Genomic DNA, 17,837 nt, shown 5'->3' with positions numbered 1-17,837 from the left:
TGGCGCGCTTAGATCACGAAAAACCCATGCGTGCCGTCGCGATCGAGTTGCGCGACGAGGCCGTATTCCCATTCCAGATACGCGTTCATCGCTTCGCGCGCATTGTCGGTCCCTTCATACGGACGACGATAACGATCGATACGCGGCGAAGCGAGCCGGGCGTCTCCCGATTCGGTCGCAAATCCCGCACGTATCCACGCTGATGTGCCGCCCTCCAGCACATGCACGGGCTTACCCGTTAGCGAGGCAACTTCGGGGGCCGCGAACGGTGCGAGCGCGTTGGTCGCGCAGGTGACGACATAACGTTTCGCGTCGGGCAGCGCGCGAAGATCGTCGACATCGTTCGACAGGCGCGAACGCACAATCCAGTGCGCACCCGGAATATGCGCCTTCACGTGGTTCGCGCTCGACGTAACGTCGATCACCACGGTGCGGCTCGATGGATCGGCGAGCAGCGCGGCGAGTTCTTCCGCGGATAAAGCGGGGGTGTGCGCGGGCTCCGGCTTCGTGCTGCGCCAGGGGCCACTAGCCGTGAGTTCCTGTCCGGCAGCGTCATCGATCACGTAGACGTCGATGTTCATCTGCGCGAGCCAAGATGCTGTCATGTTGGCGCGCACGCCGTCGTCGTCGAACAGCACGACGCGCGCGCCGCGCACGGGCGCGAACATGTCCGTCTCCTGCACGAGCTGGCCGCCCGGCGCGCCCTGAAACCCCGGTGCATGCGCGCGTTCGTATTCGGCAGGCGTGCGCACATCGAAGCGATACGTGGTGCGCGACGGATCGGACGCCCAGCGAGCGGCTTCATCGGGCGTCGTGCGTTGGACGCCCGCGCGGTCGGCGAGCGCGCGCGCTGCGGTGCGCGATGCAGCGAGGTTCGTCTGATCGAGACCGGCCTCGGCATCGAACCGACGGCTGCTGCCGTGCTCCAGCGTCTGCCCCGCGAGCGTCCAGCCGATGGTGCCGTTGCGCAGCGCCGCGACGGGGTTCGGCAGCCCCGCATTGACTAGCGATTGCGTGCCGATGATGCTGCGTGTGCGGCCCGCGCAATTGACGATCACACGCGTTTTAGGATCTGGCGCGAGCGCTCGCGCGCGCAGCACGAGTTCCGCGCCGGGCACGCTGATGCTGCCGGGAATGTTCATCGTCTGATATTCGTCGAAGCGTCGCGCGTCGAGCACGACGACGTCGTCACCGCTTTCAAGCAGGGTTCCGACCGCCTCGGCGGAAAGCGAAGGCGTATGCCGCTGCGCTTCGACGAATTCGCCGAAAGCCTTGCTCGGCACGTTGACGTCGCGGAACACTTCTCCGCCGGCGCGAATCCATCCGTCGAGTCCGCCCGCCAGCAGCGCGATCTGCGTGTAGCCGAGCGAAGCGAGCTTGTCGCCGGCGCGCGTCGCAAGTCCTTCGCCTGCGTCGAATAGCACGATGGGCACGTCGCGGCGCGGCAAACGCGTGTACGCGTCGAGTTCGATCTTCGACAGCGGAAAATTCGCGGCGAAAAGCGGATGAGCCTGTGCGTGCGGGTCTTCCTCGCGCACATCGAGCAGCGCGATTTCTCGGCGCGCGAGCAGCGCTTCGCGCACGTCTTCATACGTGCGGACGGGATATGACGTCATGAAAGAGGTATTTCCTTGCTGAGATCCCACAGGTTGGGGAGCGTGTCGTTCGAATAGCCTGAAATAAAGGGTTTTGGCCGCTCGTTTGGCGGATACGTGGAGCGGCGCACCGCGCCGATGTTCGCACCATAAACGTGGATGCTGACGGACGTGCGGTCGTCGTACGCATTGCGCACGCGATGAATGTCGCCGATGGCGGGCGACACCGCTTCGACATCGCCCGCTTCGAGACGTACTTCGGCGCCCGCCACGCATAGCGTGCCGTCGTCGTTGCGCGCGTAGGGTGCGGCAAGTTCCGCGCCGCGCAGCACACCGATGAGTCCCCACACGGTGTGATCGTGAATCGGCGTCTGCTGGCCCGGACCCCAGACGAAGCTGACGACGCTAAAGCGTTGACGTGCGTCGGCGTAGAGCAGAAATTGCTGGTAGCGTTCGACGGACGGCTGCGCGTAGGCATTGGGCAGCCAGTCGTCGACGCGGATCAGTTCGCGCAGCGCAAGCGCGGCCTGATCGAGCAGCCCGGCTTCATCGACGCCGGCATCGACGAGTTCCGCAATCTCGCCGACAAAGTGCCTCAGTTTGTGAATGGCCATCAGTCGAGCAACTCCCGTTCGCTTTCGATCAGCCCTTCATACAGACTGTCGAATGCATGACGCGCACCGTTTGCGCGGCCGACCTGCTGATGCGTGAGGTCTGCCATGTCGTGAGGAATCGGCTGCGGCGTGCCTGCCGCTTCCGCGAGCAGTTGAGCGTGGCATGCGTTGTCGAGCGCGATGTACCACCATGCAGCTGCTTCGACTGTTGGGCCTGCTGTCAGAATGCCATGATTCTTCAGGATCACGGCCTTGCGCGACCCGAGGGCATCTGCAATGCGCGCGCCTTCCGTCGTATCGAGCACGACGCCACGAAAATCATCGAACAGCGCGTGGTCTTCGTAGAACGCGCACGAGTCCTGCGTCAACGGATCGAGCTTTCGGCCGAGCGTCGACCATGCCTTGCCATACAGCGAATGCGTGTGAGCGGCTGCGACGACATCGGGGCGCGCCTCGTGAATGGCAGCGTGAATGGCAAACGCAGCCTGATTCACAGGACCATCGCCCACCACGATTTCGCCGTGGCGATTCACCAGCAGCAGATCGGACACGCGCATGCGGCCGAAATGCCGACCCAGCGGATTGACCCAGAAGTGATCGGTCCATTCGGGATCGCGCGCGGTGATATGGCCCGCGAGACCTTGCGCAAAGCCATATTGCGCGAACAGTCGAAATGCGCCCGCAAGACGTTGCTGACGATGCAGACGTTCTTCTGCAAGCGTACGTTGAGGTTCCGGTTCTTCGTCGAACCAGAACTTGCGCACGGGTGCGTGACGCCGCACGAGCGACGGTTGATCGGCGGCGAGAAGGGTGCTCATGATCGCTCCTGTCAGGCGGCGCGGCGTTCGCGGGACGTGAGTTCGCGGGTCGCGGGAATCAGTTCCCGCCCATAGTCGATGGCGTCTTCGAGCGGATCGAAGCCGCGAATCAGGAAGGTCGTCACGCCGAGTTCATGATATTCGGCGAGCGTCTGTGCGACTTGCGCCGGCGTGCCGACAAGCGCAGTGGAATTCGAGCGGCCGCCGATTTCTTTTGCCACGGCGGTCCAGAGACGTTCGTCCGCGCGTACGCCGTCGCCGGATGCCGCGAGCAGGCGACGCGCGCCTTCGCTTTGCTGCGGACCGCCGCGCGAGAAGCCCTGTTCGACACGCAGGCGACGTGTCTCTTCGAGGATGTGTTCTGCGCGCTCCCATGCGGCACTTTCCGTCGCGGCAAGGATCGGCCGGAACGACACGGAGAAGCGCACGCTGCGGCCGTGTTTCGCGGCTTCGGCGCGCACGCGCGTCACCTGTTCGTGCACCTGCTGTTTCGATTCGCCCCACAGCGCATAGACATCGGCATGTTTGCCGGCCACGGCGAGCGCGGGCTCGGATGCACCGCTGAAATAGATGGGCACATGCGGCGACTGTTTCGGCTTGACCTCGGAGAACGCCTTTTCTACGCGGTAGAAGCGGCCTTCGTGATCGAATGGCTGATCTTCCGTCCACACGCGACGCAGAATCTGCAGGTATTCGTCGGTGCGCGCGTAACGATCGTCGTGACTCAGGAAGTCGCCGTCGCGCCGTTGATCTTCGTCGCTGCCGCCGGAGATGAAGTGCACACCGAGCCGGCCGCCCGAGAAGTGATCGAGCGTGGCGATCTGCCGGGCCGCGAGCGTCGGGGCGACAAAGCCCGGGCGATGCGCGAGCATGAAATGCACTTTCGATGTCACGCTCGCCGCGTAGGCGATCGTGATCGTCGCATCGGGGCTCGTCGAACTGTGCGGGACCAGAATGCGGTCGAAGCCGGCGTTCTCGTGCGCCTGCGCAAAGGCGCGCACGTAGTCGGTATCGATAGCGGGCCCTTGCGGAAGATGCGTTTCCGACACCTTGCGCTGTTGAATCATGCCGATGAATTCGACGCTCATGTTAGTTCCTTGCGGAAATCCGTTTTGATGAGGAAATACATGTCACAACAGACGCAACGATGAACGAAGCGCCTGCGGATGATCGAAACGAGGCTAACACTACGTTATGCAAAGACTAAATAGTAAATTCAGATAAACATATAGAGATCGCATGTTGCGCAAGCCATCTGCAACGCTTTCATATCGCGTTTTACGATTTCCATTCGAAAATCGCTTCGTAGACCGGGTTTTTGCGTGACTCTATTATCGGCTCTCCCCGGACTGAGCGCGGCGAGGTGTTATCTAACGGCCAAATGGGTTCCCAGTCCATTCCCGCACGTGGAAGTCCGTGGAGGCGTGATCTGAGCCTCTTGCAGTCGCGAGCGCTTTGAATCAATACATTCCATTGACGAGAGTCGAGTATGAATCAAGCTTTGTCCACATTACGGCGTTTCTTTTTCGCTCGAAACGCGTCGGCAGTCCACGCTATCCTCTTCGTGCTGGCCTTCAGTACGTCATCCGCATTCGCGGGCGACGCACCGACACTCAAGATCGGCACATCGACCAGCCCGCAAATCGAAGCGTTGAAGACCGCGGCTCAGGAAGCCAAACAGCAAGGGCTCGACGTCAAGATCATCGAATTCACCGACTGGAATACGCCGAACGCCGCCCTCGCGAACAAGGATATCGACGTCAATTATTTCCAGCACATTCCCTTCCTCGAAAACGCCAAGAAGCAGGGTGGTTACAACTTCGTGGCGATTGCTCCCGGCACGATCATGAAGATCGGCCTCTATTCGAAGAAGGTAAAGCGCTTTGAGGATCTGAAGGATGGTGCCACGGTTGCGATCGCGAACGATCCCGTCAACGGCGGTCGCGGACTGCTCCTGCTGCAACGCGCTGGACTTATCAAGCTGAAGCCTGGCGTCGACTACCGCGCGACCACGCTGGATATCGTCGATAACCCGAAGCATCTGAAGATCGTTGCCCTCGAGGCGTCGCAGCTGGCACGCTCGCTCGATGACGTCGATCTCGCGCAGGGCTATCCGAGCTTTATCAAACTCGCGGGCACGGCCGATCCGAATAGCGCGCTGTTGTTCGATGGCCTCGAAAACAAGAACTTTGCGATTCAATGGGTGGTGCGCCCGGAAAGCGTCAACGACCCGCGCATCCTCAAGTTCATTTCGATCTACCAGCATTCGCATGCTGTGCGAGTTGCGCTCGATAAGGCGTTCGGCAATCTGTACGCTGTCGCGTGGTGAGACGAGGATCGGCAAGGAATTCCACATGACCCATCTGCTCGACGCTGCGCGCTTCATCGAGGAAGAATCGGCATTCGCCGTCGGAGCGCCCCAGCACGGCACCGCACCTGCCGTCGTATTCGACGCCGCAGGCAAGGTATTCAAGCCGGCACGCGGTCAGCCCGCCGTCGCGTTGACGAACGTACGGTTGAATGTGCGTCGTGGCGAGATATTCGGCATCATCGGGCGCAGCGGAGCGGGCAAGTCGACCTTGCTGCGCCTTGTCAATGGACTCGAAAAGCCGTCCTCGGGAGCGGTGCTCGTGAACGGCGTGAGCGTCGGCGAACTCGACGAGAGCGGACTCGTCACATTGCGTCGGCGCATCGGCATGGTTTTCCAGCACTTCAACCTGCTGTCGGCGAAAACGGTCTATGACAATATCGCGTTGCCGCTCAGGATCGCGGGCGTGTCCCGGGCGGCCATCGAAGAGAAAGTCTCGGCCCTGCTCGATCTCGTCGGGTTGTCGGCCAAGCGAAACGCATTTCCGGCGAGTCTTTCGGGCGGGCAGAAGCAGCGCGTCGGCATTGCACGTGCGCTGGTACACGATCCCGACATTTTGCTGTGCGACGAAGCGACCTCTGCGCTCGACCCGGAGACGACACAGTCGATTCTCGCGTTGTTACGCGATATCAACCGGCGTCTCGGTCTGACGATCATTCTCATCACGCACGAAATGGGCGTGATACGCGAAGCCTGCGACACCGTCGCTGTCATCGAGCAGGGCGCCGTAGTCGAAACAGGCCCCGTGTGGCGAGTGTTCGGCGAGCCACAGCATGACGCGACGCGCGCGCTGTTGCGCACATTGGTGCACGCCCTTCCCGACGATCTTGCCGCCCGCCTGAAGCCGGCGAGCAATCCTGCATTGCTTGGCGAGGCGGCCGATGTTCTGCTTGACGTGCGCTACACGGGGGCCAGCGGAAACGATCCGGACCTTGCGGCATTGAGCTCGGCGTTGACGGTGGACGGCGGCGCGGTGAGCTTCGTGCATGGCGGAATCGACCGCATTCAGGGACATGCACAGGGGCGTCTCGTGCTGGCGGCGCGGTTGTCGGCGCATGAGAGGTCAGAGGATGCATTCGCGAGCCGCATCGCCGTGCTGGTTGAGCGTGCGCGGCGACACGCGGATCACGTGGAGGTGCTTGGCTATGTCTGAACTGTGGCTTTCGGAACTGACGGGTGCGATTCGTGACACGTTGCTGATGGTCGGCATTTCGGCATGCATCGCGTTGATCGTCGGTATTCCGCTTGCGCTGGTGCTCGTCACGACCACGCGGGGTGGTATCTACGAGCGACGCACTGTGAATTCGACGCTTGGCGGTCTCGTCAACGCGCTGCGCTCGACGCCGTTCATCATTTTGCTCGTCGCGCTGTTGCCGCTCACGCGTGTTCTGGTCGGCACGACGATCGGCGTGTGGGCTGCGATCGTGCCGCTCTCTATCGCAGGGATTCCATTCTTTGCCCGCGTTGCCGAAGTCAGTCTGCGCGAAGTGGATCGCGGTCTGATCGAAGCCGCCCAGGCGATGGGTGCGCAGCGCCGCCACATCATCTGGCATGTACTGCTGCCGGAAGCGCTGCCGGGCATCCTGGGCGGATTCACGATCACGATCGTGGCGATGATCGGCTCGTCCGCGATGGCGGGCGCCGTCGGTGCGGGCGGGCTTGGCGATCTCGCGATCCGTTATGGCTACCAGCGCTTCGACACGACTGTGATGGTGACGGTCATCGTGTTGCTCATCGCGATTGTCACGGCGGTGCAGGTCGTCGGGGACCGCCTCGTTCGCCGTCTCGCGCGACGGGCGTGAAGTCCGGCCAGATCGGCCGGAAGCGAATCGTAGCGCTGCGGGCTTCACTTTTGCATTCGAGCCAACATCATGTCGACATTTCAATCTGATGCCGTGGCGCAGTTGCCGCGACGTCCCGATCCTGCGCGTGTCAAGCGCATCAAGGACGATTCCGAAGCCCTCGATGCGGCGCGCACCCTCGCGGCAGACTTCGCAGCGGGTGCCGCCGAACGAGATCGCGACCGCATCCTGCCATGGGCCGAACTCGACCGGTGGTCCGAAAGCGGGCTGGGAGGGATTACCGTGCCGGCGGAATACGGCGGCGCCGACGTTTCGTTCGCGACTCTTGCGGAAGTCTTCGTGATTCTTTGCGCGGCCGATCCCGCGTTGGGTCAGATCCCGCAAAATCATTTCGGCGTGCTGGGCGTACTTCGCGAGATCGGCACACCAGCCCAAAAAGCGCGCCTGTATGGCGAAGTGCTGGCGGGCCAGCGGATCGGCAATGCCGGCCCGGAACGCCGCTCCGCATCGAGCGCGACGATCCTGCAAGGCACGACGCGCTTGCGTGCGACGGAAGATGGGCTGCGGCTAGACGGCAAGCGTTTCTATTCTACGGGCGCGCTGTTTGCGCACCGCGTTCCGGCCCGCGCGACCGACGACGAAGGACGTGCCGTTCAGGTCTGGGTGCCGCGCGATGCCGCTGGCCTGAGCGTGGTCGATGACTGGAATTCGTTCGGGCAGCGCACAACCGCGAGCGGTACCGTGATTTTCGACCAGGTGTCCGTCGATGCCGACGATGTATTGCCCATCTGGCAGCTTGGCGACCGTCCGGGTCTGTTCGGGCCGACTTCTCAACTGATACAGGCCGCCATCGACCAGGGAATCGCCGAGGCGGCCGTGGCCGATGCAATCCATTTCGTGCGCGAGCGTTCCCGGCCGTGGATCGATTCGGGGCTGCAGCGCGCCGTCGACGATCCCTACATCATCGCCGACGTCGGCCGCCTGCAAATCGATCTCCACGCCGCGCACGAAGTGCTGATCGAGGCTGGCCACACGCTCGACGCCACCGCCTCGCAGCCGGTCGATGCCGCGGCGAGCGCGCGTGCGTCCGTTGCCGTGGCTCAGGCAAAAGTGCTCACGACGCGCATCGCGCTTGAAGCCAGCGAGAAGCTGTTCGAACTGGCGGGGTCCGCGTCGACGCGCGCGGCACACAGCCTCGATCGCCATTGGCGCAATGCACGCACCCACACGCTGCACGATCCCGTGCGCTGGAAGTTGCATCTGGTCGGCAACTATTTTCTGAATGACGTACTGCCCGTGCGGCATTCGTGGAACTGAAAAATGGCAACAGACATTCATGACAGTACGCTTGAGCGCATCTCGCCGGCCGAATCGACGCGCGCGAGGCCGGCACGAATCGCCGATGACGCACACGCGTTGCTGGCCGCTCGACAGCTCGCCGCAGCTTTCGCCCCCGATGCCGCGGCGCGCGATCGCGATCGCCGGTTGCCGTGGGCCGAACTCGATGCGTTCGTGGCGAGTGGTCTATGGGCGATCACGGTGCCTCGCGAATATGGCGGCGCGGGCGTCAGCAGCAAGACGCTCGCGGAAGTGACGGCGATCATTGCGGCAGCTGATGGCTCTTTGGGCCAGATTCCGCAGAATCATTTCTATGCACTGGAAGTGCTGCGTGTCGGCGGGCGCCCTGAGCAACAGCGCTTCTTCTATGATCGCGTACTGGCGGGAGACCGATTCGGCAACGCACTCGCCGAGACTGGCCATAAGGACTTCAAACGGCGCACGCGGCTCACGCGCGGCGCGGCCGGGTGGCAAGTCGAAGGGCGAAAATTCTATTGCACCGGCGCGCTGTTCGCACACTGGATTCCCACACTGGCGGTCAGCGAAGAAGATGGGCGCGATGTCACTTACCTCGTGTTCATCCCGCGCGACGCGCCGGGTGTCGAAGTGATCGACGACTGGGACGGTTTCGGGCAACGCATCACGGGCAGCGGCTCCGTGAAGTTCGATCAGGTGCGCGTCGAGCCAGAATGGATCGTGCCGTTTCAGACTTCGTTCGAGCGGCCTACGACGATCGGCCCGTTCGCGCAGATCATGCATGCGGCAATCGATCTGGGACAGGCGCGCGGGGCATTTCAGGCAGCGTTGCAGTTCGTGCGCGAGCATTCGCGGCCATGGATCGACGCGAGGGTGGAACATGCGTGGCAGGATCCGCTCACCATCACGGCCTTCGGTGATCTTGCCGTTCGCCTGAGCGCGGCGGAAGCGCTGTTGCGCCGGGCGGGCCGCCTGGTCGATGCAGCCCAGGCGAAGCCAGCCGAACGCTCCGTTGCTGAGGCGTCGATCGCCGTGGCCGAGGCGCGCGCGCTCACCACGACGGTCTCACTGGAAGCCGGCTCGCGGCTGTTCGAACTCGCCGGCACGGCCGCGACGCTCGACGGCCTCGGCCTCGACCGGTTCTGGCGCAATGCACGCACCCACACGCTGCATGATCCCGTGCGCTGGAAGTATCACGCCGTCGGCAACTTCTATCTCAACGACAAACATCCGCCCAGGCACGGAGCCTTGTGATGGCAAAAAAGCAGATCCTGCTGAACGCATTCAACATGAATTGCGTCGGCCATATCAACCACGGGTTATGGACGCATCCGCGCGATCGCTCGGCAGACTATCGGACACTGCCGTACTGGACCGATCTGGCGCGCACGCTCGAGCGTGGACTGTTCGACGGGCTGTTTCTGGCCGACATCGTTGGCGTGTATGACGTTTATCAGCACAACGTCGACGTGACGTTGCGGGAATCGATCCAGCTTCCCGTCAACGATCCCACGCTGCTGATTTCGGCGATGGCCGCCGTTACCCGGCATCTCGGCTTCGGCGTCACGGTCAACCTCACCTACGAGCAGCCCTATCTGCTTGCACGGCGTTTCTCGACGCTCGATCATCTGACGCAAGGCAGAGTCGGCTGGAACATCGTGACGGGCTATCTCGACAGTGCGGCAAGGGCGATGGGACTTGAAGAGCAGTTGCCCCACGACGAGCGCTACGACCGCGCGGACGAATACCTCGACGTGCTGTACAAGCTCTGGGAAGGGAGCTGGGAAGCGGATGCGGTGCTTCGCGACAAGTCGGCGCGTGTGTATGCCGATCCGGCGAAGGTCCACAAGATCCGGCACGCGGGGCGCTACTACAACGTGGACGGCTATCACCTCGCGGAGCCGTCGCCGCAGCGCACGCCAGTTTTGTTTCAGGCGGGGAGTTCGGGGCGTGGTCAACGTTTTGCCGCCCGTCACGCAGAATGCGTGTTCATTTCGCCCCCGAGTCGTGCGGTTGCACGCGAGACGGTCAAGACGCTGCGCGAGCAACTGGTGGAAGCGGGACGACGCCCAGATGACGTGAAGGTGTTCGCCGGCGCGGCAGTCGTGACCGGCGCCACGGAGCGCGAAGCTCGCGAGAAATACGCGGACTATCTACGGTATGCAAGCCGCGACGCAGGGCTTGCACATTTTGCCGCCAGCACGGGCATCGATTACGCACAATACGATCTTGACGCCGCCGTCGATTACGCGCCCACCAATGCCATCGAGTCCGCCACGCGCACAGCAAAGCAGCACGGCTGGACGCGGCGCAAGCTGCTCGAGATGTTCGAGCTGGGTGGCCGGTATCCCGCCATCGTCGGAAGTGCCGCGCAGGTCGCGGATGAACTGCAGGGCTGGATCGAAGAAACCGGTATCGATGGATTCAATCTGAGCCGTACGGTGGTGCCCGAGAGCTACGAAGACTTCATCGATCACATCGTGCCCGAACTGCAGAACCGGGGTCTTTACAAGACTGCTTATGCGGACGGAACGCTGCGCGGCAAGCTGTTTGGGCGCGGCGATCATTTGCCCGAGCAGCACGCCGCGTCAGATTTCCGTGTCGGATCGAACGAGCGAAGAGAGATTGAGCCAAACGTCCACCGTTGATCAATCTCGTTGCTATCGCGGATGAGCTGGCCGCTCGTGCGCTTCGCGGGTGATTCATCGAATGACGATCTGACCGCGAAAGTTCATATGTCCAATAGAGACCGCTGCGCCGCGACTGCTTTGCCCGTACTCGACCTGATGCAATTCGACCACGGCGATGCCGAAGCGCTCGCGAATTTTCTGGTTAAGCTGCGCGAAGCCGCGCGTGATATCGGCTTCTTCTATCTGCGCGGTCACGGTATCGACGCGGCGACCATTCCCGAGGTGCAAGCACGCTCGCGGCAGTTCTACAAAACCGTCGGTCATAACCGATGGTGCCGAATGCCTCCACTCAATCGCCTGTCGATTGCCGTTTTCTCAGCTTCATGTTTCCAAGATCGCGAATGCGCGGGGCAAACCGGAATCCAGCCAGGGCCATCAGCACAAAACGTCCAGTATCACTCACCGTAACTCCGCGCGGCAGCCTCGTCTTCGCGCCGGCGAACTAGCCGACCTATCTGGACAAGCGCTGCGACGAGAAGCAGGACTGCAAGCCAGAGTGCTCCGTCGTGTAGCATCCGTGTCGTCACACCCCCAAACACCGCGCCTGCGAAAAAACAAAAGCCTGCCATCCCAAGCAGTGACGCCTCGTGCAACGCAATTCTGTCGTAACTCGGGATAAAGGCCTCCAGCAGTTTTTTCGCCGCTCGCCGTAGGTTTCCTGTTGTCATGACCGACGTGTAGGTCAGATTCTCGATGTGCGTGAAGGACAACGTCTGCAGGGTGGCGACGAACGAAATGCCAGGGATAAGCCAGACATCCGAGTCGCCGACCAGACCGCTTGCAGCGATGGACAGAAAGGCAATCTCAAGAAGCAGGCAAACGAGTGCTGGACGACGGACCGAAGCCGCAAAGGCATCGAGGCGCAGGAGATGAACGACAAATACCGCGAACACGAAAGCGATCAGTGGAGGGATATGGCGGGCCGCCCGCGCCCAGTCCCCCGCCGCGATCTGGATACCGAGAAGGGCGACATTCCCCGTCATCGTATTGGCAAATACGCCACCATGCCCGACATACGTGAAAGCGTCCAGAAAGCCTCCCGATAACGTCAACAGCGCCGCGACGCTACGAGTTCTACTCGCCGAATCAAAGTCCATCGAATCGACCTCTCGTCTTGACCGGTAATGCCAATATATAGGTTGCATGCCGCGCGGCAATCTGCTGCGAAGGTTACCTCGCAATAAATACCTGGCTTGTCAAGTTTGACCGTCGTGCGCTTACGCCCGCAAACGCGCGTAGTTCCCAATGGGTGCTTTGCGCTGCATCGTGCAAAATACCTGATTTGAAACGCGGAGGGATGACCTGTGGGCGTCAATTTCGACTTGAACGACTTGCAGGCGTTTCGAGCGGTCGTGGAGCTCGGAAGCTTCCGCAAGGCCGCCGAGGCGGTCAGCATTTCGCAGCCGGCCTTGAGCCGCCGCATCGACAAGCTCGAGGAAGCGCTCGGCGTGCGTCTGTTCGAGCGCACCACGCGCAGCGTCACGCTCACCACGGTTGGTCGTGTATTTGCGCCTAGCGCCGAACAGCTGCTCGATGATCTCGACGTCGCGTTGCTCGGCATCCGCGACGTTTCTTCGAGCCGCCTGGGTCATGTGACCATTGCCTGCGTGCCTTCGGTCGCCTACTACTTCCTGCCAAACGCCGTTGCCAGCTATCATCGCCGCTTTCCTCGCATCCGGGTCAAGTTGCTGGATGTGAGCGCCAATGAGGTGCTTTCCGCCGTCATCAGCGGAGAGGCTGATTTCGGGGTGAGCTTTGTGGGCAGCCAGGAGACCGAGGTCGACTTCAAGGTGCTGCTGCAGGAGCGCTTCGTGGCCGCCTGCCGTCGTGATCATCCGCTCGCCAGCAAGAAGCGCGTGAGCTGGAGCGAGCTTTACGAGCACGAGTACGTCTCGGTAGACAAGACTTCAGGCAACCGATTACTGCTCGATCAGGCGCTCTCGGCGGTGGCACCGCGCTTGCCGAGTATCTGCGAGACTCGCCATGTCACGACCATGCTGGGTTTGGTCGAAGCGGGCCTCGGTGTCGCGGCGGTGCCGTCGATGGCCATGCCCGGGCACAATCACCCCATCCTCACGAGCGTGCCGCTCGTCGAACCGGTGGTCAAGCGGCGCGTGGGAATCGTGAGGCGCCGCGGGCGTCCGCTGACCCCGGCCGCTCAGGAGTTCCACAGAACGATTATCGAGCTCAGGCGCGGCGGCGCAAGCGGCGATGCCTTAAGCGACGAAGCGTCTCCGAAAGAGCGGCGAGGCAGGAAGACCGCATCGTGAGATTGGTGAGACCGCTTCGCTTGCTCTATGTGCAGGTTGTGCTGGCCATGGTGCTCGGTATGGCGCTCGGTCATTTCTTGCCGCAAGCGGGCCCGCTGCTGAAGCCCCTGAGCGACGGGTTCATTGGCCTTGTCAGGATGATGATTGCGCCCATCGTTTTTTGCACGATCGTCTCGGGCGTTACATCGCTTGGAAGCGGAAACGCGATTGGTCGCACAATTTTCCGGGCGCTGGCGCTCTTTTATCTTCTAACTGCCGCGGCGCTCGCGCTCGGACTCGTCACGGCGTTCGTGCTGCGCCCCGGCGCGGGAATGCACATCGACGCAAGCCACCTGGACGTGAGTAACCTCGCGCAATATGCGAAGGGCACGCATCCGCGCGACGTTGTCGCGTTCGGGATGAGCCTCATCCCCGAGACGATGCTTGGTGCCTTCGACAAGGGCGAGGTGCTGCCCGTGCTGCTGCTCTCGCTGCTCTTCGGTTTCGCGCTGAATTCATGTCCGGGCGCCGGCAGGCCGGTGCTCGCGCTCATCGACGGCATCGCCGAGACGCTCTTTCGCATCCTCGCGATGATCATGCGACTGGCGCCTCTCGGCGCATTCGGCGCGATGGCATTCACGGTGGGCCGCTTCGGGATCCGCTCGGTCGGCTCGCTTGGCATGTTGATGGTGTCTTTCTACGTGGCATGCGTGCTGTTCATTGCGCTGGTTCTCGCTCCGCTCGCGCGCGTGCACGGTTTCGCTCTCTGGCGGCTGTTGCGCTACCTGCGAGAGGAGTTGCTGATCGTTCTGGCGACGTCGTCGACGGAGCCGGTACTGCCCCGTCTGATCGCGAAGCTGGAGGCGCTCGGCTGCGACAAGGGCCTAGTGGGGCTTGTGCTGCCCGCGGGCTATTCGTTCAATCTCGACGGCACCGCGATCTATCTGACGCTCGCCTCGATGTTCATTGCTCAGGCGTGCGACGTAGCGGTTTCCGGCGCCGCAGATCGCGGCGATGCTCGCGGTTATGTTGCTCACCTCAAAGGGGGCGGCCGGCGTGTCGGGCAGCGGGCTGGTCGCGCTCATCGCGACGTTGACAGTGATTCCCGATTTGCCCGTCGCCGGAGTGGCGCTACTGGTAGGCATCGACCGCTTCATGTCAGAGGCGCGGGCGCTGACGAGCGTGGTCAGCAACGCTTGCGCAGTGATCTTTGTTTCGATGTGGGAAGGTGCGTGCGATCGTGCGTGTCTCGGGCGGATGCTCGGGGCAGCAACGCCAGGCGGCGCGCAGAGTGCGGAGGAAGTCGCGAGGAATGCCCCGAAGACGTGAGAGGGAAATGGCCAGAGCCAAGCCTTCCTTCAGGTTTCCATCAGAAGCCAAAAAGAAAGAAGTCGAACTGTTCCAGAAAATTTCCGGCCGTTACGCGGAAAACCGCCGAAGCCTTGGAGTGTCCCGGCAACGGGTAGAGGGCGAGGGGTGCATCAATGTGTCTCCTGAAATCCCGATAAATGCGGTGGTCCGGTCTTGTCTTTCGGGAATATTGGCCCATGACCAATAAAACCAAAATTGCAATGTTTTGAACGATTGATGTTTGTTAGTTATCGATCGTCATTTGGCTCTGCCGCGCCGGGTGCTACCTGTGCACTAGCGCCCGGCGCGCCTTCAGATTCCCACAGTCAGGCCACGAAACGACACTGTGAAGCGGGCGTTCGCGTGTCCATATTGCGTCCGCGGTTCAGATGATCGTCAATTTCCGCCGCGCATCCGAGCATGCGCGGGTAGAGGAAGATTGTGAACGCGGCGGTTTCAAGGTCCGCCTCGCTGAACTCTCCGCGTTTGAGCGGCTGCCACAGCATCTTCAGTAGCAGCGCGGCGATCACGGCATCGACATTGACGCAGTAGACGTTGCGCGAGACACCCGCGTCGAACAATGCCTGCACCAGCGCGCGGTAGTACGCATGGAACGCGTTGTACTCCCCGCGGGCCTCGTAAAGCCTGGAGATAAACACCTCGCGCGGATCATGGTTCACCGGCTTGTCCTTGAAGACCGGGTGGTTCACGCCCGGCAGCTTGGCGATGTCGAGGCTGCCCAGCTGTTTCTGCTGCGCCTTGTACTGCGCATAGTGCTCGACCGAACGGCGCGCGAGTGCTTCGAGGTCGACGCCGTGTTGCGCGTCGGCGGGGTCGTCGAGGCCACTGTCGCGAAACGCCTCGATGAGAAAGGCGATGCCTTCATAGCCGTTGCCGCCGTGCGTATAACCCGAATGGGAGAGAAAGCCCGTGAGCGCCTTGTTCAATTGGACGCGTTCGGGAGATTCGGGACCGTCGGCGGACACCGCACCCTTCGCACCTTGCGCCGAGATCGCGCCCGGTCCGTTCGTGAGCAGTAATCCGGTCAGCGTCCTGAATGCGAACAGGTCGTCGGCGGACGGTTTCAGACCGAGCAGCGCTGCGAATGCCACCTCCGTCAGAGAGCGCTCGCCGAGCAACGCCTCGGTGGAAAAGTCGCAGAAACCGTCAGCACGGTGGCGCGAGGCGTCCGCCGAGGCGCCGATCAGCGTGCCGAAGAGTTTCATCCACCATGGCAGGTTCTCCGCCGTGAGCCGCGAGATGCGCTTGCGCATGAGCGGGCCCCAGGCGAGTGTCGTCGTGATCGCCGCGAGCACGGCGTCCGCTCGCGGATGGCCCGGCCCGTTGGCAAGCCATCGCACGAATACCGAACTCACACTGCGCACGGCGAGCCCGGCGAGCATGGCCTGCGCTTGCAGGTCGGGTTCGTCGGAAAAAAGTGCCGCGCTGCCTTCGGTGTCGATCGCGTCGATGTCGAATTCGTGATCGAACGCGTCCATGAGTTTTGCTGCCGCGAAGCGGTCGATCATCAGCCTGGCCGCCTCGCGCGCCGCGCGCTGGCGATTCGGCCCGACGATCGCAGCGGCGGCGGCAAGCACCGCGTTTGGCGCATTGCCCGCCTCGCGCGCCGCCTGCGCGGCCGCCAGTTCAGGCGTGCCGTACAGGTTCACCGCCGCGCCGATCGCGACGTCGACCAGTTTCTCGTCATTTGTGCCACCGAACTCGTGCAAAAGTGCGAGGCACACGTTCGCTTCGAACGAATGCGTCGCCGCTTCGAGCATCGATACGCCGTGCAAGCTGCTGACCTGGGTCTTCGCGTCCATCTGCGAGGCGCCCGAGGCGTCTTTCAACGGCTGCCGCGGCGGGATCGCGCCGACCTGGTCGTTCACCCGCGCGACTTGCTCGTCGTAGGGCGCGACGGCCCGCACGACTGGCAGCGCGAGTTCGCCGGGGTAACTCGAGCCCCTGATCCGAGCCGAACCACGGTTTGAGCGCGAGGCTGCCTTCCGGCTCGAAGTCGGGCATCGTTGCGTTTGCGCGCATCACCGCCGTGAGCGCGGCGGGAATATGGGCGATGTTCGTCACCACCGCGCCCTTCGCCGAGCAGCAAGGATCGTCGGGCGTGAAGAGCCGCTCGACGCCGAATTTCTCCATGAACCAGCGTTCCTTCGCGAGCGCATCGTCGGCGCCACCCGCCATCGCGCCCGCGTGTCCCACTGCGCGCGTGAGACGGCTTTTCCAGCGGCCCACCACGCACGCGACCACGGGTTTGGTGAACTCCGCTTCGGCCTCGTAGTACCCGCCGGGCTCGCAGTACAGCACGGCGGCCTTGCTGCGCGCGTCGTTGGCGAGGGCAAAGGCGAACTCCGGTGCGGCATAGTGGATATAGACATCCTTTCCGCTGGAAACGACGGTCGATGTGCCCCAGCCGCTCATGCGCAGGTACTGCGCGATCGTGGTACTGAAGCCGCCGGAGTTCGAGAAGATGGCGATCGATCCCCGGCGCAGCGTTGCGCCCGGATCGTCACCGCCGAGCGCGCCGCCGATACGCACGCGCTGCCACGAGTCCGCGACGCCCAGCCCGTTCGCGCCGAAGATGTCGACGCCCGCCTGTTGTCCCATTGCGCGGATTTCACGGGCGTCGTGCACGGCGATCTTCTCCGTGATGATGAAGACCTTGCGCAGATCCGGATTCACACGGATCAGCTCGGCCACGCCGTCGCGCGCGGCCGACGGAGGCAGGTACACCACGCCACAGTTGAACCGATGACCGGCTTCCAAACCCTCTCTCACGTTGTTGAAGACCGGAATGTCGCCTGCGGGCGTCGCGAGCACTTGCCCGCCTTTGCCGGGCGCGGTGCCGAACACGACGTTCGCGCCCGAGAAAGCGTGGCTCACCGGCGTGACGTCCGACGACTCGCCCCCAAGAATATTGAGCACGCAGACGCGATCTTCACGCGTGGCGATGTCCGCCAGCGACTGGATTCCGACGAAGTATTTGAAGTGGCTGTTGCCTTGCTTGTGCATGTCGATCTCC

At 62.7% G+C, this 17,837-nt stretch carries 12 protein-coding genes and 3 pseudogenes; 9 read left to right on the top strand and 6 right to left on the bottom strand.

The annotated features are described in order from the left end of the window. Nucleotides 1–8 precede the first annotated feature (8 nt). Genes QFZ94_RS04280 through QFZ94_RS04265 form a run of 4 tightly spaced genes read right to left on the bottom strand, consistent with a single transcriptional unit; the run spans nucleotide 9 to nucleotide 4,115 of the window. Nucleotides 9–1,616 (bottom strand): rhodanese-related sulfurtransferase, encoded by a 1,608-nt coding sequence (locus tag QFZ94_RS04280; protein ID WP_429455692.1) that lies wholly within the window; start codon nucleotides 1,614–1,616, stop codon nucleotides 9–11. Continuing rightward, nucleotides 1,613–2,209 (bottom strand): cysteine dioxygenase, encoded by a 597-nt coding sequence (locus tag QFZ94_RS04275; protein ID WP_410848289.1) that lies wholly within the window; start codon nucleotides 2,207–2,209, stop codon nucleotides 1,613–1,615. The genes QFZ94_RS04280 and QFZ94_RS04275 overlap by 4 nt, the downstream gene beginning before the upstream one ends. Continuing rightward, a complete protein-coding gene (locus QFZ94_RS04270) occupies nucleotides 2,209–3,027 on the bottom strand; it encodes a class II aldolase/adducin family protein (RefSeq protein WP_410848290.1) in 819 nt (272 codons plus the stop codon). The genes QFZ94_RS04275 and QFZ94_RS04270 overlap by 1 nt, the downstream gene beginning before the upstream one ends. An 11-nt stretch (nucleotides 3,028–3,038) precedes the next feature. Beyond that, nucleotides 3,039–4,115, bottom strand: a complete 1,077-nt coding sequence (locus QFZ94_RS04265; RefSeq protein WP_429455690.1) for an LLM class flavin-dependent oxidoreductase — start codon at nucleotides 4,113–4,115, stop codon at nucleotides 3,039–3,041. Between the two features lie 401 nt (nucleotides 4,116–4,516). On the opposite strand from QFZ94_RS04265, the gene QFZ94_RS04260 reads away from it, so the two are divergent. The 7 genes and pseudogenes from QFZ94_RS04260 to QFZ94_RS04230 all read left to right on the top strand — a co-directional run. Next, nucleotides 4,517–5,356, top strand: a complete 840-nt coding sequence (locus QFZ94_RS04260; RefSeq protein WP_429455689.1) for a MetQ/NlpA family ABC transporter substrate-binding protein — start codon at nucleotides 4,517–4,519, stop codon at nucleotides 5,354–5,356. A gap of 25 nt (nucleotides 5,357–5,381) precedes the next feature. Next, entirely contained in the window at nucleotides 5,382–6,548 is a 1,167-nt protein-coding gene (locus QFZ94_RS04255) for a methionine ABC transporter ATP-binding protein (RefSeq protein ID WP_429455688.1), read from the top strand. Next, complete coding sequence (locus tag QFZ94_RS04250; protein ID WP_410848293.1) at nucleotides 6,541–7,197, top strand: methionine ABC transporter permease; 657 nt, start codon at nucleotides 6,541–6,543, stop codon at nucleotides 7,195–7,197. Before QFZ94_RS04255 ends, QFZ94_RS04250 begins: the two co-directional genes overlap by 8 nt. Before the next feature lie 69 nt (nucleotides 7,198–7,266). Beyond that, nucleotides 7,267–8,514 carry an SfnB family sulfur acquisition oxidoreductase gene (locus QFZ94_RS04245; RefSeq protein ID WP_429455687.1) on the top strand — a complete coding sequence of 416 codons (1,248 nt, stop codon included), beginning with the start codon at nucleotides 7,267–7,269 and terminating at the stop codon, nucleotides 8,512–8,514. Between the two features lie 3 nt (nucleotides 8,515–8,517). Further along, nucleotides 8,518–9,765: an SfnB family sulfur acquisition oxidoreductase gene (locus tag QFZ94_RS04240; protein ID WP_429455686.1), complete on the top strand. Its 1,248-nt coding sequence runs from the start codon at nucleotides 8,518–8,520 to the stop codon at nucleotides 9,763–9,765. Further along, a complete protein-coding gene (locus QFZ94_RS04235) occupies nucleotides 9,765–11,159 on the top strand; it encodes an LLM class flavin-dependent oxidoreductase (protein WP_368581783.1) in 1,395 nt (464 codons plus the stop codon). The genes QFZ94_RS04240 and QFZ94_RS04235 overlap by 1 nt, the downstream gene beginning before the upstream one ends. A 21-nt stretch (nucleotides 11,160–11,180) precedes the next feature. Next, nucleotides 11,181–11,441 (top strand): annotated as a pseudogene (locus QFZ94_RS04230) (2-oxoglutarate and iron-dependent oxygenase domain-containing protein); the annotation flags it as partial. Nucleotides 11,442–11,596: 155 nt separating this feature from the next. Here the strand turns inward: QFZ94_RS04230 and QFZ94_RS04225 are convergent. Continuing rightward, entirely contained in the window at nucleotides 11,597–12,298 is a 702-nt protein-coding gene (locus QFZ94_RS04225; protein WP_429455685.1) for a YoaK family protein, read from the bottom strand. Nucleotides 12,299–12,505: 207 nt separating this feature from the next. Between QFZ94_RS04225 and QFZ94_RS04220 the strand changes: the two genes are divergently transcribed. Continuing rightward, nucleotides 12,506–13,471, top strand: coding sequence for a LysR family transcriptional regulator (locus QFZ94_RS04220; protein WP_410848298.1), 966 nt, complete (start codon nucleotides 12,506–12,508; stop codon nucleotides 13,469–13,471). Then, a pseudogene (gene dctA / locus QFZ94_RS04215) lies at nucleotides 13,468–14,779 on the top strand (C4-dicarboxylate transporter DctA). Before QFZ94_RS04220 ends, dctA begins: the two are co-directional and overlap by 4 nt. Nucleotides 14,780–15,126: 347 nt before the next feature. Here dctA and QFZ94_RS04210 read toward each other — a convergent pair. Beyond that, nucleotides 15,127–17,827: pseudogene (locus QFZ94_RS04210) on the bottom strand (CoA-binding protein). Nucleotides 17,828–17,837: the final 10 nt, after the last annotated feature.

It is taken from the genome of Paraburkholderia sp. JPY465 (assembly GCF_050436725.1).
Lineage (GTDB): Bacteria > Pseudomonadota > Gammaproteobacteria > Burkholderiales > Burkholderiaceae > Paraburkholderia > Paraburkholderia youngii.
Note: the sequence above shows the minus strand (reverse complement) of the source record. Positions and strands in the feature narration are given on the sequence as shown.